This is a genomic window from Paracoccus liaowanqingii (assembly GCF_004683865.2).
Lineage (GTDB): Bacteria > Pseudomonadota > Alphaproteobacteria > Rhodobacterales > Rhodobacteraceae > Paracoccus > Paracoccus liaowanqingii.
Map to the genome: position 1 here is coordinate 3,014,145 of NZ_CP038439.1, position 15,858 is coordinate 3,030,002.

Here is a 15,858-nt window from a genome sequence, read left to right on the forward strand (position 1 = left end):
ACCCGGACGCCGGCCCCGGCCCTGTCCCAAGGATGCGGAACTAACAGGCAACCGTTCCGGTTCTTCTGTGGACATCGCGGAACCGGGCGCGGATCATCAAGGTCACAGAACAGCCCGGACGGACAATGCGCCACAGAATGGGGGGATGATGAGTTATTACAACGAGATGTTCGAGGGCGATCGCGTGCGCGATCCCTATGCCCGGCTTCGGGACTGGGTCGAGACGATGCCCGACGATTTCCGCCAGATGAAGCAGGCCGAGGCCGAGGCGCTGTTCCGACGCATCGGCATCACCTTCGCGGTCTATGGCGAGGGCGGCGATCCCGACCGGCTGATCCCCTTCGACATGATGCCCCGCGTGTTCGAGCAGGCCGAATGGCGCCGCCTTGAACGCGGCATCAAGCAGCGCGCCCGCGCCCTGAACGCCTTCCTGCGCGACGTCTATGGCCGCGGAGAGATCATCCGCGCCGGCCGCATCCCCGCGCGGCTCGTCTATCAGAACGAGGCCTACGAGAAATCCGTCGTGGGGGTCGTGCCGCCGCGCGGCATCTACTCCCACATCATCGGCATCGACCTTGTCCGCACCGCCAAGGACGAATTCTACGTGCTGGAGGACAATTGCCGCACGCCCTCGGGCGTCAGCTATATGCTGGAAAACCGCGAGATCATGATGCGCATGTTCCCGCAGCTGTTCCGCAACAACCGGATCGAGCCGGTGGACCAGTACCCCGACCTGCTGCGCCGCACGCTGGAATCGGTGGCGCCTGCCAAGTGCAGCGACCGCCCCACCTGCGTGATCCTGACGCCGGGCCATTACAACAGCGCCTATTACGAGCACAGCTTCCTGGCCAACCTGATGGGCGTCGAACTGGTCGAGGGGCAGGATCTGTTCGTGGACGGCGAATTCGTCTACATGCGCACCACCACGGGCCCCAAGCGCGTCGACGTGATCTATCGCCGGATCGACGATCCCTATCTGGACCCGCTGTGCTTCCGCCCCGATTCGATGCTGGGCATCCCGGGGCTGATGGATGTCTATCGCTCGGGCGGGGTGTCGATCTGTTCCGCGCCGGGAGCGGGCGTGGCCGACGACAAGGCCATCTACACCTTCGTCCCCGAGATGATCCGCTTCTATCTGGGCGAGGAACCGATCCTGAACAACGTCCAGACCTGGACGCTGTGGAAGGACGACGACTATCGCTATGTCATGGAGCACCTGCCCGAACTGGTGGTCAAGGAGGTCCATGGCTCGGGCGGCTACGGCATGCTGGTCGGCCCGAAATCCACGAAAGAGGAAATCGAGACCTTCCGCCTCAAGATCCAGGCCAATCCGTCGAACTACATCGCCCAGCCCACGCTGGCCCTGTCCACCTGCCCGACCTTCGTGGACGAGGGCATCGCGCCCCGCCATGTCGATCTGCGGCCCTATTGCCTCTGCGGCGACCGGATCGAGCTGGTGCCGGGCGGGCTGACCCGCGTGGCGCTGCGCGATGGCAGCCTGGTCGTGAACTCGTCGCAGGGCGGGGGCGTCAAGGACACTTGGGTCCTGTCCGAATGAGAGGGGGAGCCACAATGCTCAGCCGTACCGCATCGAACCTGTTCTGGATGGGCCGCAACCTGGAACGGGCCGAGACCGCCGCCCGTCTGCTGGACGTGGGCCAGCGGATCACGCTCCTGCCCAACACCGAGCTGGGCTATCAGAACGAATGGAACTCGCTGCTGCAGGCCTCGGGCAGCTCGGACTTGTTCCGCGAGAAATACGGCGACATCACCCAGGAGAACATCGAGGAATTTATCTTCTTCGACCGCGCCAACCCCTCCTCGGTGGCCAGCTGTTTGGAAAAGGCCCGCGAATCGGGACGCATCGTGCGCACGGCCCTGACCAGCCAGGTCTGGGACGCGCTGAACGTGTCCTACCAGGAACTGCGCAAGATCGAGCGGCTGCCCCGGTCCAAGCTGGACACGGCCTCGCTGACCGATTTCACCACCGGCCACACCTCGACCGTGCGCGGCGCGATCAACGCGACCCAGCTCAGGAATGACGGCTGGCACTTCATGAACCTGGGCTATGGCCTGGAGCGGGCCGACGCCACGGCCCGCCTGCTGGACGTGAAGTACTTCGTCCTGCTCCCGCGGATCGAGTTCGTGGGCTCGGGCCTCGACACCTATCAGTGGCAGGTGATCCTGCGCGCGCTGTCCGCGCACCGGGCCTATCACTGGGCCTATGGCGGCGACATCACCGCGGGACAGGTGGCCGATTTCCTGATCCTGAACGGCGAGTCCCCCCGCGCGCTGATCACCTCGCTCTACGAGACGGTCTGGCATTTGGAAGGGCTGGCGCGGCGCTACGGCGACGGCGTGCCGATCTCGGCCCGCGACAAGGCGCGCGAGGTGCTGACCGCGCTGCAGGCCCGCGACATCGAGATGATCTTCGACGAGGGGCTGCACGAATTTCTCAGCTGGTTCATCCGCGAACTGGCCGAGATCTCGAATTTGGTGCACCAGGATTACCTGCTGGGAGGGGCGTGAGCCATGAAGCTGCGCATTTCGCACGAGACCGTCTATCGCTACGACCAGCCGATCCGCAACCTGGTGCAAAGCCTGCGCCTGACCCCCTCGGTCTTCGAGGGGCAGAAGATGCACGACTGGACGATCGACGTGTCGGGCGGCATCCGGGGGCCGGGCTTCCGCGACGGTGCCGGCGACTGGATCGAGGGCTGGACCGTGCGCGGCCCGGTCGATCATGTGACCATCCGCATCGACGGGCGCATCGACACCCGCGACATGGCGGGCGTGCTGCGCGGCCATCGCGAGATGATCAACCCGCTGACCTATCTGCGCGACACCTCGGTCACCCGCCCCGACCCGGCGCTGCGCGAGCTGGCCTTCGGCATCACCGGCACGACCGACCAGCTGGACCTGGCGCACAAGCTGTCGGCGGCGGTCAGCGACCGCATCGCTTTCCGCCCCGGCGTCACCCAGACCGGCACCACCGCCGCCCAGGCCTTGGCCCTGGGCGAGGGCGTCTGCCAGGACCACACCCATGCGCTGACCGCTCTGGCGCGCCTGCGCGGCCTGCCCGCGCGCTACGTCTCGGGCTACCTGCACTCGACCATCGACGGGCAGGCCCATGACGCCGCCCATGCCTGGGCCGAGATCCAGGTCGAGGGGCTGGGCTGGATCGGCTTTGATGCGGCCAACCGCTGCTGCCCGGACGAACGCTATGTCCGGCTCGGCTCGGGCCTCGATTCCGCCGACGCCGCCCCGATCCGCGGCATCGCCATGGGCACCGGCGCCGAGGAACTCGACGTCAGCGTCCGGGTCGAGGAGATGCCGCAGTAGACCGGCCTCCCCCTTCATCTTGGCGAAAATATCCCGCGGGGGTCCGGGGGCGCGAAGCCCCCGGTGCGGCCCCGTCCCCCGGTCCGGCCGCCGTCACAGGGTGATGCGATAGCGCGCGAACCCCTCCGCCGTCTCGCCCGCGGGCTCGATCCGCAGCGCCGTGACATCGTCCAGATAGGCTGCCGACCCCGGCCCCGTCTCGAACAGGACCGAAGCCCCCTCCAGCGGCGCGAACGACCAGTTCCCGTCCGCCGCCGGATCAATGACCCCCTGCTCGACGATATGGCGCACGATGACGTCGCGGTTCGTGTCCGGCCCCTCGAAGACGATGGTCGTCCCGTCCGCCCCCGGAAACGCCCCCCCGCCCGAGGCGCGGTAGTTGTTGGTGGCGATGATGAACTCCGCTTCCGGATCGACCGGCTGCCCGTCGAAGGCCAGGTCTGTGATGCGGTTCGCCTCCGGATCCGCGACCGCCCCCTCGCCGTCGAAGCGCGCGGGCTGCGACAGGTCGATCCGATAGGTCACCCCGTCGATCACGTCGAAATTGAAGCTGGGAAATTCGGGGTTCAGCAGCGGCTGGTCGGCCTCGCCCGGCACGATCCGGTTGAAGGCCCCGGCGCTGCGCTCCAGCCAGTCCTTGACCTCTGCACCGGTGACGCGCACCGCGCGGATGGTGTTGGGATACAGATAGAGGTCCGCCACGTTGCGGATGGCGATATCGCCCGCCGGCACGTCGGTGAAATAGTCCGGCCCCCCGCGCCCGCCCGCCTTGAAGGGCGCCGCTGCCGACAGGATCGGCAGCCCCTCATGCGCGGTCCCCGCCAGCATCTGCGCGATGTACCAGCTTTGCGCGTTCGAGACGACCTGCACCGACGGATCGTCCGCCACCATCGCGAAATAGCTGTAGAGCGCCGCGCTGGTCTGACCCACCGGGCGGCGCACATAGTCCAGCGTCTCCTGATGCTCGGCCGCCGTGGCCTCCTCGATAGCCGCTACGCTCTCGACCAGGGGAACGACCGCGTTCTCGGCGTCGCGCTCGGAAATCGGGCGCGCCTCGACCTCGTGGCCGGCCACGACCCATCCGTCGCCCTGTCGCTGCAGCAGCAGATCGACCAGCCCCATATGCGATCCCCAGAACCCGGCCATCACCCCGGGCTTGCCGCCGATGGTGCCGGCGGCCACGTCCACGCCCTCGGCCTCCTCGTAATCCGGGCCGGGAAAGACCCGGTGCGAATGCCCGGTCAGGATGACGTCGATCCCCTCGACCCCGGCCAGCGGGATGGCCGCGTTCTCCATCCCCGGCTCGTGCGCCACGGCGCCGATCCCCGAATGGCACAGCGCGATGACCAGATCGACGCTCTCGGCGCGCAGCCGCGGCACCCAGGCCTCGGCCGCCTCGACGATGTCGCGGGCGGTCACGCGGCCCTCCAGATGGGCGCGGTCCCATTGCATGATCTGCGGCGGCACGAAGCCGATGATGCCGATGCGGATCGGATGGGCCTCGCCCGCCCCGTCGACCAGTTCGCGCTCCAGCACGGCATAGGGCGGCAGCAGCGTCGCGCCGCTCTCCTCGACGATCTCGACATTGGCGCAGACCACCGGCCAGCCGGCGCCCGCCAAGCTGCGCTCCAGGAACTCCAGCCCATAGTTGAACTCGTGATTGCCAAGCGTGCCGCCGTCATAGCCCAGGGCGTCCATCGCCTGGATGACCGGATGGGACGCGCCCTCGGGCATGCCGCGCTCATAGGCGATATAATCGCCCATCGGGTTGCCCTGCAGGAAATCGCCATTGTCCAGCAGCAGGCTGTTGGTCGCCTCGGCCCGCACGGCAGTGACCAGGGCCGCGGTCCGCGACAGGCCCACCGTGTCGATGGCCCGGTCGGCGTAATAGTCGTAGGGCCACACATGGACGTGCAGGTCGGTCGTCTCCATGATCCGCAGATGCGCCTGCCCCGCCTCGGCGCGGGCGGAATAGGGATGCAGAACCATCAGCGACAGCCCGGCGGCCCCCGAAGACAGGAACCCGCGGCGCGACAGGACGAAGATCTTGGTCATGGTCGTCATTCCTTGGTGATGTCCGGCGCAGGATGGGCGATTTCCGCGCCCGCGGCGACCCACAGTTTGATGACAGGCGCCGGGCTGCCACCCGGGCGGGCATTCCCGCCCCCTCATCCGAAACGAGCGATTGCGCCCCCCGCGCCCCGGTCCTAGTCTTCGCCGGATCGAGAAACGGAAAGACATGCCGATGACCTATTGCGTCGGGCTGAAACTGGACGCCGGACTGGTGCTGCTGTCGGACACCCGCACCAATGCGGGGCTGGACAACATCTCGTGCTATCGCAAGATGTTCTTCTTCGAGAACCCGGGCGAACGCATCATCACGATCATGACGGCGGGCTCGCTCTCGGTCACCCAGACCACCATCGCGCGCCTCGACGAGGCGATCGAGGACGAACTGGCCGACGAGACGACCTCGATCCTCAAGGCGCCCACCATGCTGCGCGTGGCCACGATCATCGGCGACACGCTGACCCGCACCCGGCGCGAGATCGCCGAACAGTGCCGCGACCTGAAACAGCAGGCTTCGGCCAGCATGATCGTGGGCGGGCAGCGCGCCGGCGGCGACATGCGCCTCTTCCTGATCTATCCCGAGGGCAACTTCATCGAGGCCACCGAGGACACGCCCTTCCTGCAGATCGGCGAACACAAGTACGGCAAGCCGATCCTCGACCGGGTGGTGACCCCTGCCACCAGTCTGGCCGATGCGCAGAAGGCGGTGCTGCTGTCCATGGATTCGACCCTGCGCTCGAACCTGTCTGTCGGCATGCCGCTGGACATGGCGGTGATCGAACAGGGCGCCTGCGCCGTGACCACCCGCCGCCGCATCCTGGACGGCGACCCCGACTTCGCGCAGATGAGCGCCGCCTGGTCCGCCGCCCTGCGCGACAGCTTCGTCAAGGTCACCATCTGACCCCTCGGCGACCCCCGCCTTCATCTTGGCGGAAATATCCCGGGGGAGTCCGAAGGACGGGGGCAGCGCCCCCCTCAGCCCCTCCGTCGGCGCCCCCGCCGGGCATGCGCGTTGATGCGGCAGGGATGACGCGCTAAGCAGACGCGACGTAATGCCCAAGGGGGGACCCCATGACCGACAAGATCAGCCGCACCCGCATCACCCCCGAAGAGGCGCTGGCCTATCACATGGAGCCGCGCCCGGGGAAATACGACATCATCCCCTCGACCCCCATGACCACGCAGCGCGACCTGTCGCTGGCCTATTCGCCCGGCGTCGCGGTCCCCGTGCAGGCCATCGCCGACCGGCCCGAGACGGCCTACGACTACACGACCAAGGGCAACATGGTCGCCGTCATCTCGAACGGCACCGCGATCCTGGGGATGGGCAATCTGGGCGCGCTGGCCTCCAAGCCGGTGATGGAGGGCAAGGCGGTGCTCTTCAAGCGCTTCGCCGACGTGAACGCCATCGACATCGAGCTGGACACCGAGGATGCGGACGAGTTCATCAATGCCGTCAAGCTGATGGGTCCGACCTTCGGGGGCATCAACCTGGAGGACATCAAGGCGCCCGAATGCTTCATCATCGAAAGCCGCCTGAAGGAGCTGATGGACATCCCGGTCTTCCATGACGACCAGCACGGCACGGCGGTGATCTGCGCGGCGGGCCTTCTGAACGCGCTGGAACTGTCGGGCAAGCGGATCGAGGACGTGCGCATCGTGCTGAACGGCGCGGGGGCCGCCGGCATCGCCTGTCTGGAACTCTTGAAGGCCATGGGCGCGCGGCAGGCCAACTGCATCATGTGCGACACCAAGGGTGTCATCTATCAGGGCCGCACCGAGGGCATGAACCAGTGGAAATCGGCCCATGCGGTGGTGACCGAGGCCCGCAGCCTGGAAGACGCCATCCGGGGCGCCGACGTTTTCCTGGGCGTCAGCGCCAAGGGCGCGGTGACGCAGGACATGGTCGCCAGCATGGCCGACAACCCGGTCATCTTCGCCATGGCGAACCCCGACCCCGAGATCACGCCCGAGGACGCCCATGCCGTCCGCCCCGACGCGATCGTGGCGACGGGCCGCAGCGACTATCCCAACCAGGTGAACAACGTCCTAGGCTTCCCCTATCTGTTCCGGGGCGCGCTGGACATCCACGCCCGCGCCATCAATGACGAGATGAAGATCGCCTGCGCCGAGGCGCTGGCCAAGCTCGCGCGCGAGGATGTTCCCGACGAGGTCGCCATCGCCTATGGCCGCAAGCTGCAATTCGGGCGCGATTACATCATCCCGACGCCCTTCGATCCGCGCCTGATCCACGTGATCCCCCCCGCCGTGGCGAAGGCCGGGATGGAGACCGGCGTCGCGCGCCGTCCGATCATCGACATGGAGGGCTATGTCCAGACGCTGAAGAACCGCATGGACCCGACGGCGGCGATCCTGCAGGGCATCCATGCCCGCGCGCGACAGAAGCAGGCACGGATGATCTTTGCCGAGGGCGACGACCCGCGCGTGCTGCGCGCCGCCGTGGCCTGGCAGCGCGGCGGCATGGGCCAGTCGCTGGTCGTGGGCCGCGAGGCCGAGGTCAAGGCCGAGCTGGAGGCGCTTGGCATGGGCGATGCCTTCCGCGAGATCAGCGTCGTGAATGCCGCCAATACCCGCCATCTGGATGCCTATCACGAGTTCCTGTACCAGCGCCTGCAACGGAAGGGTGTGGACCGCGAGGATGCCTTCAAGCTGGCCAATCGCGACCGCCATGTCTTCGCGGCCCTGATGCTGGCGCATGGGCATGGCGACGGGCTGGTCACCGGGGTGACGCGCAAGAACGCCCCCGTGCTGGCGCAGATCGGGCAGGTCTTCGACGTGCGCCCGCAGGATGGCGCGGTGGGCATCACCGCGGTGCTGCACCGGGGCCGGATCGTGCTGATCGGCGACACGCTGGTCCATGAATGGCCCGAGGCGGAGGATCTGGCCGAGATCGCCACCCGTGGCGCCGCCGTCGCCCGCAACCTGGGGCTGGAGCCGCGCGTGGCCTTCCTGTCCTTCTCCAACTTCGGCTATCCGGTCAGCGAGCGCGCCACCAAGATGTCGCAGGCCGCCCATGTGCTGGACGCGCGCGGCGCGGATTTCGAATACGAGGGCGAGATGACCGTCGATGTGGCGCTGAACATCGAGGCCGCCGCGCGCTATCCCTTCAGCCGCCTGACCGCGCCCGCCAATGTGCTGGTCGTGCCGGCGCGGCACTCGGCCTCGATCTCGGTCAAGCTGCTGCAGGAGATGGCGGGGGCCACGGTGATCGGGCCGATCCTGACCGGCGTGGCGCGGCCCATCCAGATCTGCTCGACCAACTCGACGGTCAGCGACATCCTGAACATGGCCGCCATCGCGGCGGGCGGCGTCGGCGCGCAGGGCTGAACTCGCACAGGGGCTGTCCGCCCCCCGTCGCCTGACGGCGCCTCCCCCCGAGGATATGTGCGGACCCAAGGCAGGTCAGGACAGGCGGTCGACCTGTCTCTGGCGCTCGCGGAAGCGGGCGCGGTCAGCCTCGGTGTATTCGTCCGCGCAGCGGTGGCAGCAGGCGCCTTCCTCGTATTCGGGGTGGCGGCGATCCTCGGGAGAGAGCGGGCGGCGGCAGGCGTGGCAGAGGCCGTGGCGGCCCGGGGCCAGCCCGTGGGTCAGGCTGACGCGCTGGTCGAAGACGAAGCAGTCGCCCTGCCAGGTGCTGTCTTGTTCCGGGATCTCCTCGAGATATTTCAGGATGCCGCCCTGCAGGTGATGGACCTCGGGGACGCCCTGCGACAGCAGATAGTTCGTCGATTTCTCGCAGCGGATGCCGCCGGTGCAGAACATCGCGATGCGCTTGCCCTGAAAGCGGTGGGCATTCGCGGCCCACCAGGCGGGAAAGTCGCGGAAGCTTTTCGTGCCCGGATCGACGGCGCCCCGGAAGGTGCCGATCTGCACCTCGTAGTCGTTGCGGGTGTCGATGACCGCCACGTCGGGGGCTTCGATCAGCGCGTTCCAGTCGGCGGGGGCGACATAGCGGCCCACCGCCGCCACCGGGTCCACGTCGGGCTGGCCCATCGTGACGATCTCGCGCTTGAGGCGGACCTTCATGCGGGCGAAGGGCGGGGTGTCGGCGGGGCTTTCCTTCCACGTCAGCGCGGCGAAGCCGGGCCAGGCGCGGAGATGGTCCAGCACCGTCAGGATGCCGTTGCGGGGTCCGGCGATGGTGCCGTTGATGCCCTCGGGCGCCAGCAGCAGCGTGCCGCACAGGCCCTGCACCCGGCACAGGTCCAAAAGCGGCGCCTGCCGCGCGGCAGGGTCGGGAAGCCTGGCGAAATGATAGAGCGCGGCGACGGTCGGCATGGGCGCGGCTTTAGACAGCCGCGCCCGCCAAGGCAAGGTCCTAGAAGGTCAGGCCCAGGGCCAGGCCGCCCAGCAGATAGGTCAGCCCGGTGATCAGCAGGATGCCCACGATGTTGAGCACGAAGCCCCCCTTCGCCATCTGCGCGATGGTCACCGTGCCGGTGCCGAAGACGATGGCGTTGGGCGGGGTGCCCACCGGAAGCATGAAGGCGCAGGTCGCGGCCAAGGCCGCCGGGATCAGCAGCGTCATCGCATCCGCCCCGATGCCCAAGGCGACGCCGCCCAGGATCGGGATGAAGGTCGCGGCGGTGGCGGTGTTCGAGGTGATCTCGGTCAGGAACAGGATGATCGTGACCACCGCGCCCACCAGAAGGATCGTGGGCAGCGAGCCCAGCCCCGTGACCTGCTGGCCGAACCAGCCGTCCAGCCCCGACGAGGCCACGGCCGAGGCCAGGCTGAGGCCGCCCCCGAACAGCAGCAGCACGCCCCAGGGCAGGCCGGCTTCGGCATCCTTCCATTCCAGCACCATCTGGTCGCGCCCGCGACCCGGCAGCAGGAACATGATCAGGCCCGCGCCCACCGCGATGGCCGTGTCGTCCAGGCTGTCCAGCCAGGGGGCGGCGGCACCGATGGCAGGGATGGTGGCCAGCAGCCCCGGCACCACCCACAGGAAGGCCGCGCCCAGAAAGACCATCAGGACCATCCGCTCTCCCTGACTGAGGGGGCCGAGGCCGGCGATCTGATCCTCGATCATCTGGCGGCCGCCCGGCACCTCGGGCAGGTCGAAGCGGTAGAGGACGCGGGTCATCAGGAACCACGCGATCAGGATGAACGAGAAGGCCAGCGGCGTGCCCAGCATCATCCATTCCAGAAAGCCGATCTCGCGGCCCAGCTCGTCCGAGGCATAGCCCGCGACGATGGCATTGGGCGGGCTGCCCAGGAGCGTGCCCAGGCCCCCCATCGAGGCCGCCCAGGCAATCGACAGTACCAGGCAGACGCCAAAGGCGCTGATGTTGGGATCCTTGACGACATCGGTGATCGTCGCGCCGCCCTTCAGCGCATCCTCGGCCGCCGCGCCGTCCTGGCGCGAGCTGCGGTCGACGACCAGCGACAGGACCGACAGGCCGATGGGCAGCATCATCAGCGTGGTGGCGGTGTTGGACACCCACATCGACAGAAAGCCCGTGGCCAGCATCATGCCCAGCACGATCTGGCGCGGCGCGGTGCCGACCTTGCGCAGGGTCAGCAGCGCCACGCGGGTGTGCAGGTGCCATTTCTCCATCGCGATGGCGATCAGGAAGCCGCCCAGGAACAGGAAGACGATCGAGCTGGCATAGGGCTGGGTCGCCTGCGCCACGGTCGTCTCGGTCAGGGCGGGGATCAGCACGATGGGCAGAAGCGCGGTGGCCGACAGCGGGATCGCCTCGGTCATCCACCAGACGGCCATCAGCGTGCCGACGGCGGCGACAAACCGCGCATCGGCCGACAGACCCTCCTGCCCGCCCAGCAGGATCCAGACCAGACCGGCCACGGCCAGACCCAGGGCGCGCAGGCCCCAGATCATCCGAGCGGACCGAGTCGGCGTCTCGTTCTCGTCATATGTGGCGGGATGGTGCAGATCGTCCTTGATGCCCATCGGGTCCTCCCTGGTTTGGCTCAGCCTATGCTGACGTCCGCCTAAAGCAATCGCGGAATCGCCGCCAGTGCCGGTCGCGGGTCTTGACCCCGGCCCGCCCGCGCGGTCCGATGGGGGATCGCCCCGCCCGGAAAGGATCGCCATGTCCCGCGCCCTGATCGTCATCGACCTGCAGATCGACTTCTGTCCCGGCGGCGCGCTGGCCGTGGCCGAGGGCGACCGGATCGTCACGCCCGTCAACGCGCTGATGCGCGACGCCGATGCGGTGATCCTGACGCAGGACTGGCATCCGGCGGATCACGCCAGCTTCGCCGACACCCATCCCGGCGCGCAGCCCTTTTCCCAGGTGCAGATGCCCTATGGCCTGCAGGTCCTGTGGCCCGCGCATTGCGTCATCGGGTCCAAGGGCGCGGCGTTCCATCCCGACCTGCACACCGACCGCGCCGACCTGATCCTGCGCAAGGGCTTCCGCCCCGGCATCGACAGCTATTCGGCCTTCTTCGAGAACGACCGCACCACGCCCACCGGGCTGGCCGGATACCTGCGCGACCGGGGCATCGACCGGCTGACCCTGGCGGGCCTCGCCCTGGATTTCTGCGTCGCGTGGAGCGCGATGGACGCCGCGCGCCTCGGGTTCCAGGTGCAGGTGATCCAGGACGCCTGCCGCGCCATCGACATGGACGGCAGCTTGGAGGCGGCGCAGGACGGGATGCGGCAGGCGGGCGTCGCCTTGGCCTGAGGCTTGCGCGCCCGCCCGCTTTTGGGCACCAAGGGCGAAATCTTGGGGGATCAGCACCGATGGTCGATATCGCCACGCGCGTCTACAATCACAAATGGAAGATCGACCCGATCGTCCGGTCCCTGATCGACACCGATTTCTACAAGCTGCTGATGTGCCAGTCGGTCCATCGCAACAGCCCCGGGACGCGGGTGACCTTCAGCCTGATCAACCGCAGCACCGACGTGCGCCTGGCCGAGCTGATCGACGAGGGCGAGCTGCGCGAGCAGCTGGACCATGTGCGATCGCTGTCGCTGACGCGCGGCGAAAGCACCTGGCTGCGCGGCAACACCTTCTATGGCAAGCGTCAGATGTTCCGCCCCGACTTCATGGAGTTCCTGGAAGGGCTGCGCCTGCCCCCCTATCATCTGGACAAGCGCGACGGTCAGTTCGAGCTGACCTTCGAGGGCCCCTGGCCCCAGGTCATGCTGTGGGAGATCCCCGCCCTGGCCATCCTGATGGAGCTGCGGTCCCGCGCCGTCCTGAAGGATCTGGGCCGGTTCGAGCTGCAGGTCCTCTATGCCCGGGCGATGACGCGGCTGTGGGAAAAGATCGAGGCGCTGCGCGATCTGCCCGACCTGCGCATCGCGGATTTCGGCACCCGGCGGCGGCACAGCTACCTGTGGCAGGACTGGACCGTGCAGGCGATGATGGAGGGGTTGGGCGACCGCTTCACCGGCACCTCGAACTGCGCCATCGCCATGCGGCAGGAGATCGAGGCGATCGGCACAAACGCACACGAGCTGCCGATGGTCCATGCGGCGCTGGCCGACAGCGACGCGGCGCTGCGGGTCGCGCCCTATGACGTGCTGGCCGACTGGCACGAGGAACACGAGGGCAATCTGCGCATCATCCTGCCCGACACCTACGGGACCGAAGGGTTCCTGGCCGGGGCGCCCGACTGGCTGGCGGGCTGGACCGGCATCCGCATCGACAGCGGCGATCCGGCCACGGGGGCGGAAAACGCCATCCGCTGGTGGCGGGACCGGGGCGAGGATCCGCGCGGCAAGCTGATCATCTTCTCGGACGGGCTGGACGTGGACCGGATCATCGCCCTGCACCGGCAGTTCCACGGTCGCGTCAAGGTCAGCTTCGGCTGGGGCACGCTGATGACCAACGATTTCCGCGGGCTGGTGCCCGGCGACGGGCTGGCGCCCTTCAGCCTGGTCTGCAAGGCGGTGGCGGCGGACGGGCGCCCGACGGTCAAGCTGTCGGACAACCCCGCCAAGGCCACCGGCCCCGCCTCCGAGATCGCGCGCTACAAGCGGGTCTTCGGGGTGGGCGCGCAGCAGGCGCTGGCCGTGTCGGTCTGAGGCCCCCTCAGACGCCGGTCGCCCACAGCAGCAGCAGGCAGGCCAGCGCCCCAAGCGAGGCGGTGATGGGCAGCGTCACCAGCCAGGCGGCGGTGATGGTGACCACATGGCTGCGGCGCACCAGGATGCGGCGGCGGGTCTCCTCGGCGGGCAGGGCCTCGGCCCGGGTCTCGCGGCGGTGATCCAGCCATTCGCGCGCGAAGCCCACGCCGAAGACGCCGCCCACCGCCACATGCGTGGTCGAGACCGGCAGCCCCAGCCCCGAGGCGCCCATCACCACGATCGCCGTCGCCAGCGAGACGCAGAAGGCCCGCCACGCGTTCAGCCGGGTGATGCCGCTGCCGACCATGTGGACCACGCGGCGCCCGAACAGCAGCGTGCCCGTGGCGATGGCCAGCCCCCCGCAGACCAGGACCAGCACCGGGACCACGCCGGGCCCCAGGCTCAGGCCCGGCGCGACCGACTGGCCCTGCAGGATCACCGACAGCGGGCCCGCGATGTTGCCCACGTCGTTGGCGCCATGGGCAAAGCCCAGGATCGCCACGGCCAGCAGCACGGCGGGACGCAGCAGGCGCCGGGTGGCGGGCTTGTCGGGATCGCGGGCCAGTTCGCGCCGCACGCCCTGCCGGGTGACCAGCAGCCCCCCCAGCCCCAGGACCAGCGTCACCGCCGCCGTCGCCATGGCACTGCCCTGCAGCAAGATCATCACATAGCCCGCGAAGGCCCCCGACATCAGCCCGACCAAGGGCGGCAGCCAGCGCTGCGCGCCCTGCGCACGGTCGGCGGCATCGACGACCTTCCTGCGCAGCAGGATCAGCAGCGCGCCCGCCAGCGCGCCCGACAGAATCGGCGTGGCCACCCAGACCGAGGCGATCATCGCGACCGTGCCCCAAGCCACGCTGCCCGGCCCGAAGGCCAGGGCGCCCGCGCCCGCGATGCCGCCCACGATGGAATGCGAGGTGCTGACCGGCAGGCTGCCGGCGGTCGCCAGGGTGATCCAGGACGCCGCCCCGATCAGGGCCGCGACCATCACCATCGGCGCCCGCGCGCCCTGCGCCACGTCGCCCAGCTCGACGATGCCCTGCGCCAGCCGGGCCGAGACCGCCCCGCCCGCCAGCACCGCCCCGGTGATGCCCGCCACCGCGACCAGCGCCAGGCCCGGCAGCAACCGGATCGCCCCGGCGCCGAAGGCGGGGCCAAGCGAGTTCGCCACGTCGTTGGCGCCGATCGCGATGCCCAGCCAGGCGGCGACGACCAGCCCCGCCCCCAGGGCCAGCACGCCGGGCGCCGCGCCCGACAGGGCCATCGCGACCATCAGCGTGCCGATCAGCGCCAGCATTCCCAGCCCGAGGCGCAGGACCGGGCGGATGGCATGCAGCTGCGCCATCTCGGTATGGGCCAGACGGCCCAGATCCTTGTCCAAGGCGCGAAAGCCCGGGCGACGGCTCATCCCTTGCGGGTCTTGACGGGAGCGGTCGGAAGGGCGCGGTCGGGCAGGCCCGCCAGGATCTGCTGCAGCCCGGGCTCGACGACCATGCGCGCGGCGTCCTGCGGCGCGAACCAGCGGCGCTTGCGCTGGCGGCGTTCGGGGAAATCGTCGGTCATGCTGTCCACGTCCAGCAGAAAGACCCGCATGTCGATGGGCACGGCAAAGCCCTCGTCCTGGGCCTTGTCATAGCGGAACCGGCCCAGCTCGCCCGGGCGGATGCGGCCGCGGACCCCGGCCTCTTCCCAGGCCTCCTGCGCGGCGGCGCCCGACAGGGTCCGGCCCTTCATCGGCCAGCCCTTGGGGATGACCCACCGACCCGTGCCCCGGCTGGTGATCAGCAGGATCTGCCCCGTCGCGGAATCGCGGCAGACGGCACCGACCTGGATCGGGTCGGGCCTGCGGCCCAGCAGCATGTCGAAGGTGCGGCGCCAGGTCTTCATTCGCCGTCATCCACCTTGCCGCGCAGGGACTTCACCTCGCCACGCACCGTCTTGGCCTTCAGGCGGCGGCGCTGGCTGCCCAGGGTGGGGCGGGTGGCGATGCGCCGCTTGGGCGCGGCCAGGGCCTGACGGATCAGGTCGGCCAGCCGCTCGCGGGCCAGCTCGCGGTTGCGCGCCTGGCTGCGGGTTTCCTGCGACAGGATCAGCAGCGCGCCTTCCTGCGTCCAGCGCCGCCCGGCCAGCCGCTGCAGCCGCCGCTTGACCGGATCGGAGAGGCTGGGCGACCGGGCCGCCTCGAAACGCAATTCGACCGCCGTCTCGACCTTGTTCACGTTCTGTCCGCCCGGTCCCTGTGACCGGGTGAACTGTTCGGACAGTTCCCATTCCTCGATGGCGATGGCGTCGGTGACATAGAGCATGATCAAGGATATGGCGCATTTCTGCGCCATTGAAAGGTGGATTCCGTTCGCTTGACGCCAGTTCGTGCGCGA

13 protein-coding genes are annotated in these 15,858 nt (G+C 68.8%); 7 read left to right on the forward strand and 6 right to left on the reverse strand.

Features of this window, described 5'->3' with window-relative positions; all coding sequences use genetic code 11:
• Window positions 1–145: 145 nt before the first annotated feature.
• The 3 genes from E4191_RS14575 to E4191_RS14585 are packed head-to-tail and all read left to right on the forward strand — an operon-like array spanning window position 146 to window position 3,342.
• Window positions 146–1,558: a circularly permuted type 2 ATP-grasp protein gene (locus E4191_RS14575; RefSeq protein WP_135314039.1), complete on the forward strand. Its 1,413-nt coding sequence runs from the start codon at window positions 146–148 to the stop codon at window positions 1,556–1,558.
• Between the two features lie 14 nt (window positions 1,559–1,572).
• Complete coding sequence (locus E4191_RS14580; RefSeq protein ID WP_135314040.1) at window positions 1,573–2,529, forward strand: alpha-E domain-containing protein; 957 nt, start codon at window positions 1,573–1,575, stop codon at window positions 2,527–2,529.
• Window positions 2,530–2,532: 3 nt separating this feature from the next.
• On the forward strand, window positions 2,533–3,342 hold the full coding sequence (locus E4191_RS14585) for a transglutaminase family protein (RefSeq protein ID WP_135314041.1): 810 nt from the start codon (window positions 2,533–2,535) through the stop codon (window positions 3,340–3,342).
• A gap of 93 nt (window positions 3,343–3,435) precedes the next feature.
• On the opposite strand, the gene E4191_RS14590 is transcribed toward E4191_RS14585, so the two are convergent.
• Complete coding sequence (locus E4191_RS14590; protein ID WP_135314042.1) at window positions 3,436–5,397, reverse strand: bifunctional 2',3'-cyclic-nucleotide 2'-phosphodiesterase/3'-nucleotidase; 1,962 nt, start codon at window positions 5,395–5,397, stop codon at window positions 3,436–3,438.
• Window positions 5,398–5,587: 190 nt separating this feature from the next.
• On the opposite strand from E4191_RS14590, the gene E4191_RS14595 reads away from it, so the two are divergent.
• Both E4191_RS14595 and E4191_RS14600 read left to right on the forward strand, forming a co-directional pair.
• Window positions 5,588–6,313 carry a peptidase gene (locus tag E4191_RS14595; protein ID WP_135314043.1) on the forward strand — a complete coding sequence of 242 codons (726 nt, stop codon included), beginning with the start codon at window positions 5,588–5,590 and terminating at the stop codon, window positions 6,311–6,313.
• A 182-nt stretch (window positions 6,314–6,495) separates the two neighbouring features.
• Complete coding sequence (locus E4191_RS14600) at window positions 6,496–8,760, forward strand: NADP-dependent malic enzyme (RefSeq protein ID WP_135314504.1); 2,265 nt, start codon at window positions 6,496–6,498, stop codon at window positions 8,758–8,760.
• A gap of 75 nt (window positions 8,761–8,835) precedes the next feature.
• Here the strand turns inward: E4191_RS14600 and trhO are convergent, their stop codons facing one another.
• A complete protein-coding gene (gene trhO / locus E4191_RS14605; RefSeq protein ID WP_135314044.1) occupies window positions 8,836–9,711 on the reverse strand; it encodes an oxygen-dependent tRNA uridine(34) hydroxylase TrhO in 876 nt (291 codons plus the stop codon).
• Window positions 9,712–9,751: 40 nt separating this feature from the next.
• Complete coding sequence (locus tag E4191_RS14610; RefSeq protein WP_228461359.1) at window positions 9,752–11,347, reverse strand: SLC13 family permease; 1,596 nt, start codon at window positions 11,345–11,347, stop codon at window positions 9,752–9,754.
• A gap of 142 nt (window positions 11,348–11,489) precedes the next feature.
• Between E4191_RS14610 and pncA the strand changes: the two genes are divergently transcribed.
• Both pncA and pncB read left to right on the forward strand, forming a co-directional pair.
• Window positions 11,490–12,086: a bifunctional nicotinamidase/pyrazinamidase gene (pncA, locus tag E4191_RS14615; protein ID WP_135314045.1), complete on the forward strand. Its 597-nt coding sequence runs from the start codon at window positions 11,490–11,492 to the stop codon at window positions 12,084–12,086.
• 59 nt (window positions 12,087–12,145) lie between these two features.
• On the forward strand, window positions 12,146–13,438 hold the full coding sequence (gene pncB / locus E4191_RS14620) for a nicotinate phosphoribosyltransferase (protein ID WP_135314046.1): 1,293 nt from the start codon (window positions 12,146–12,148) through the stop codon (window positions 13,436–13,438).
• A gap of 7 nt (window positions 13,439–13,445) precedes the next feature.
• Here pncB and E4191_RS14625 read toward each other — a convergent pair whose 3' ends face one another.
• From E4191_RS14625 to arfB, 3 genes are read right to left on the reverse strand one after another with little or no spacing between them, the layout of a single operon-like run.
• Window positions 13,446–14,888 (reverse strand): inorganic phosphate transporter, encoded by a 1,443-nt coding sequence (locus E4191_RS14625; RefSeq protein ID WP_135314047.1) that lies wholly within the window; start codon window positions 14,886–14,888, stop codon window positions 13,446–13,448.
• Window positions 14,885–15,367, reverse strand: coding sequence for an NUDIX hydrolase (locus tag E4191_RS14630; RefSeq protein WP_135314048.1), 483 nt, complete (start codon window positions 15,365–15,367; stop codon window positions 14,885–14,887). Before E4191_RS14630 ends, E4191_RS14625 begins: the two co-directional genes overlap by 4 nt.
• Window positions 15,364–15,786, reverse strand: coding sequence for an alternative ribosome rescue aminoacyl-tRNA hydrolase ArfB (gene arfB, locus E4191_RS14635; RefSeq protein ID WP_135314506.1), 423 nt, complete (start codon window positions 15,784–15,786; stop codon window positions 15,364–15,366). Before arfB ends, E4191_RS14630 begins: the two co-directional genes overlap by 4 nt.
• Window positions 15,787–15,858: the final 72 nt, after the last annotated feature.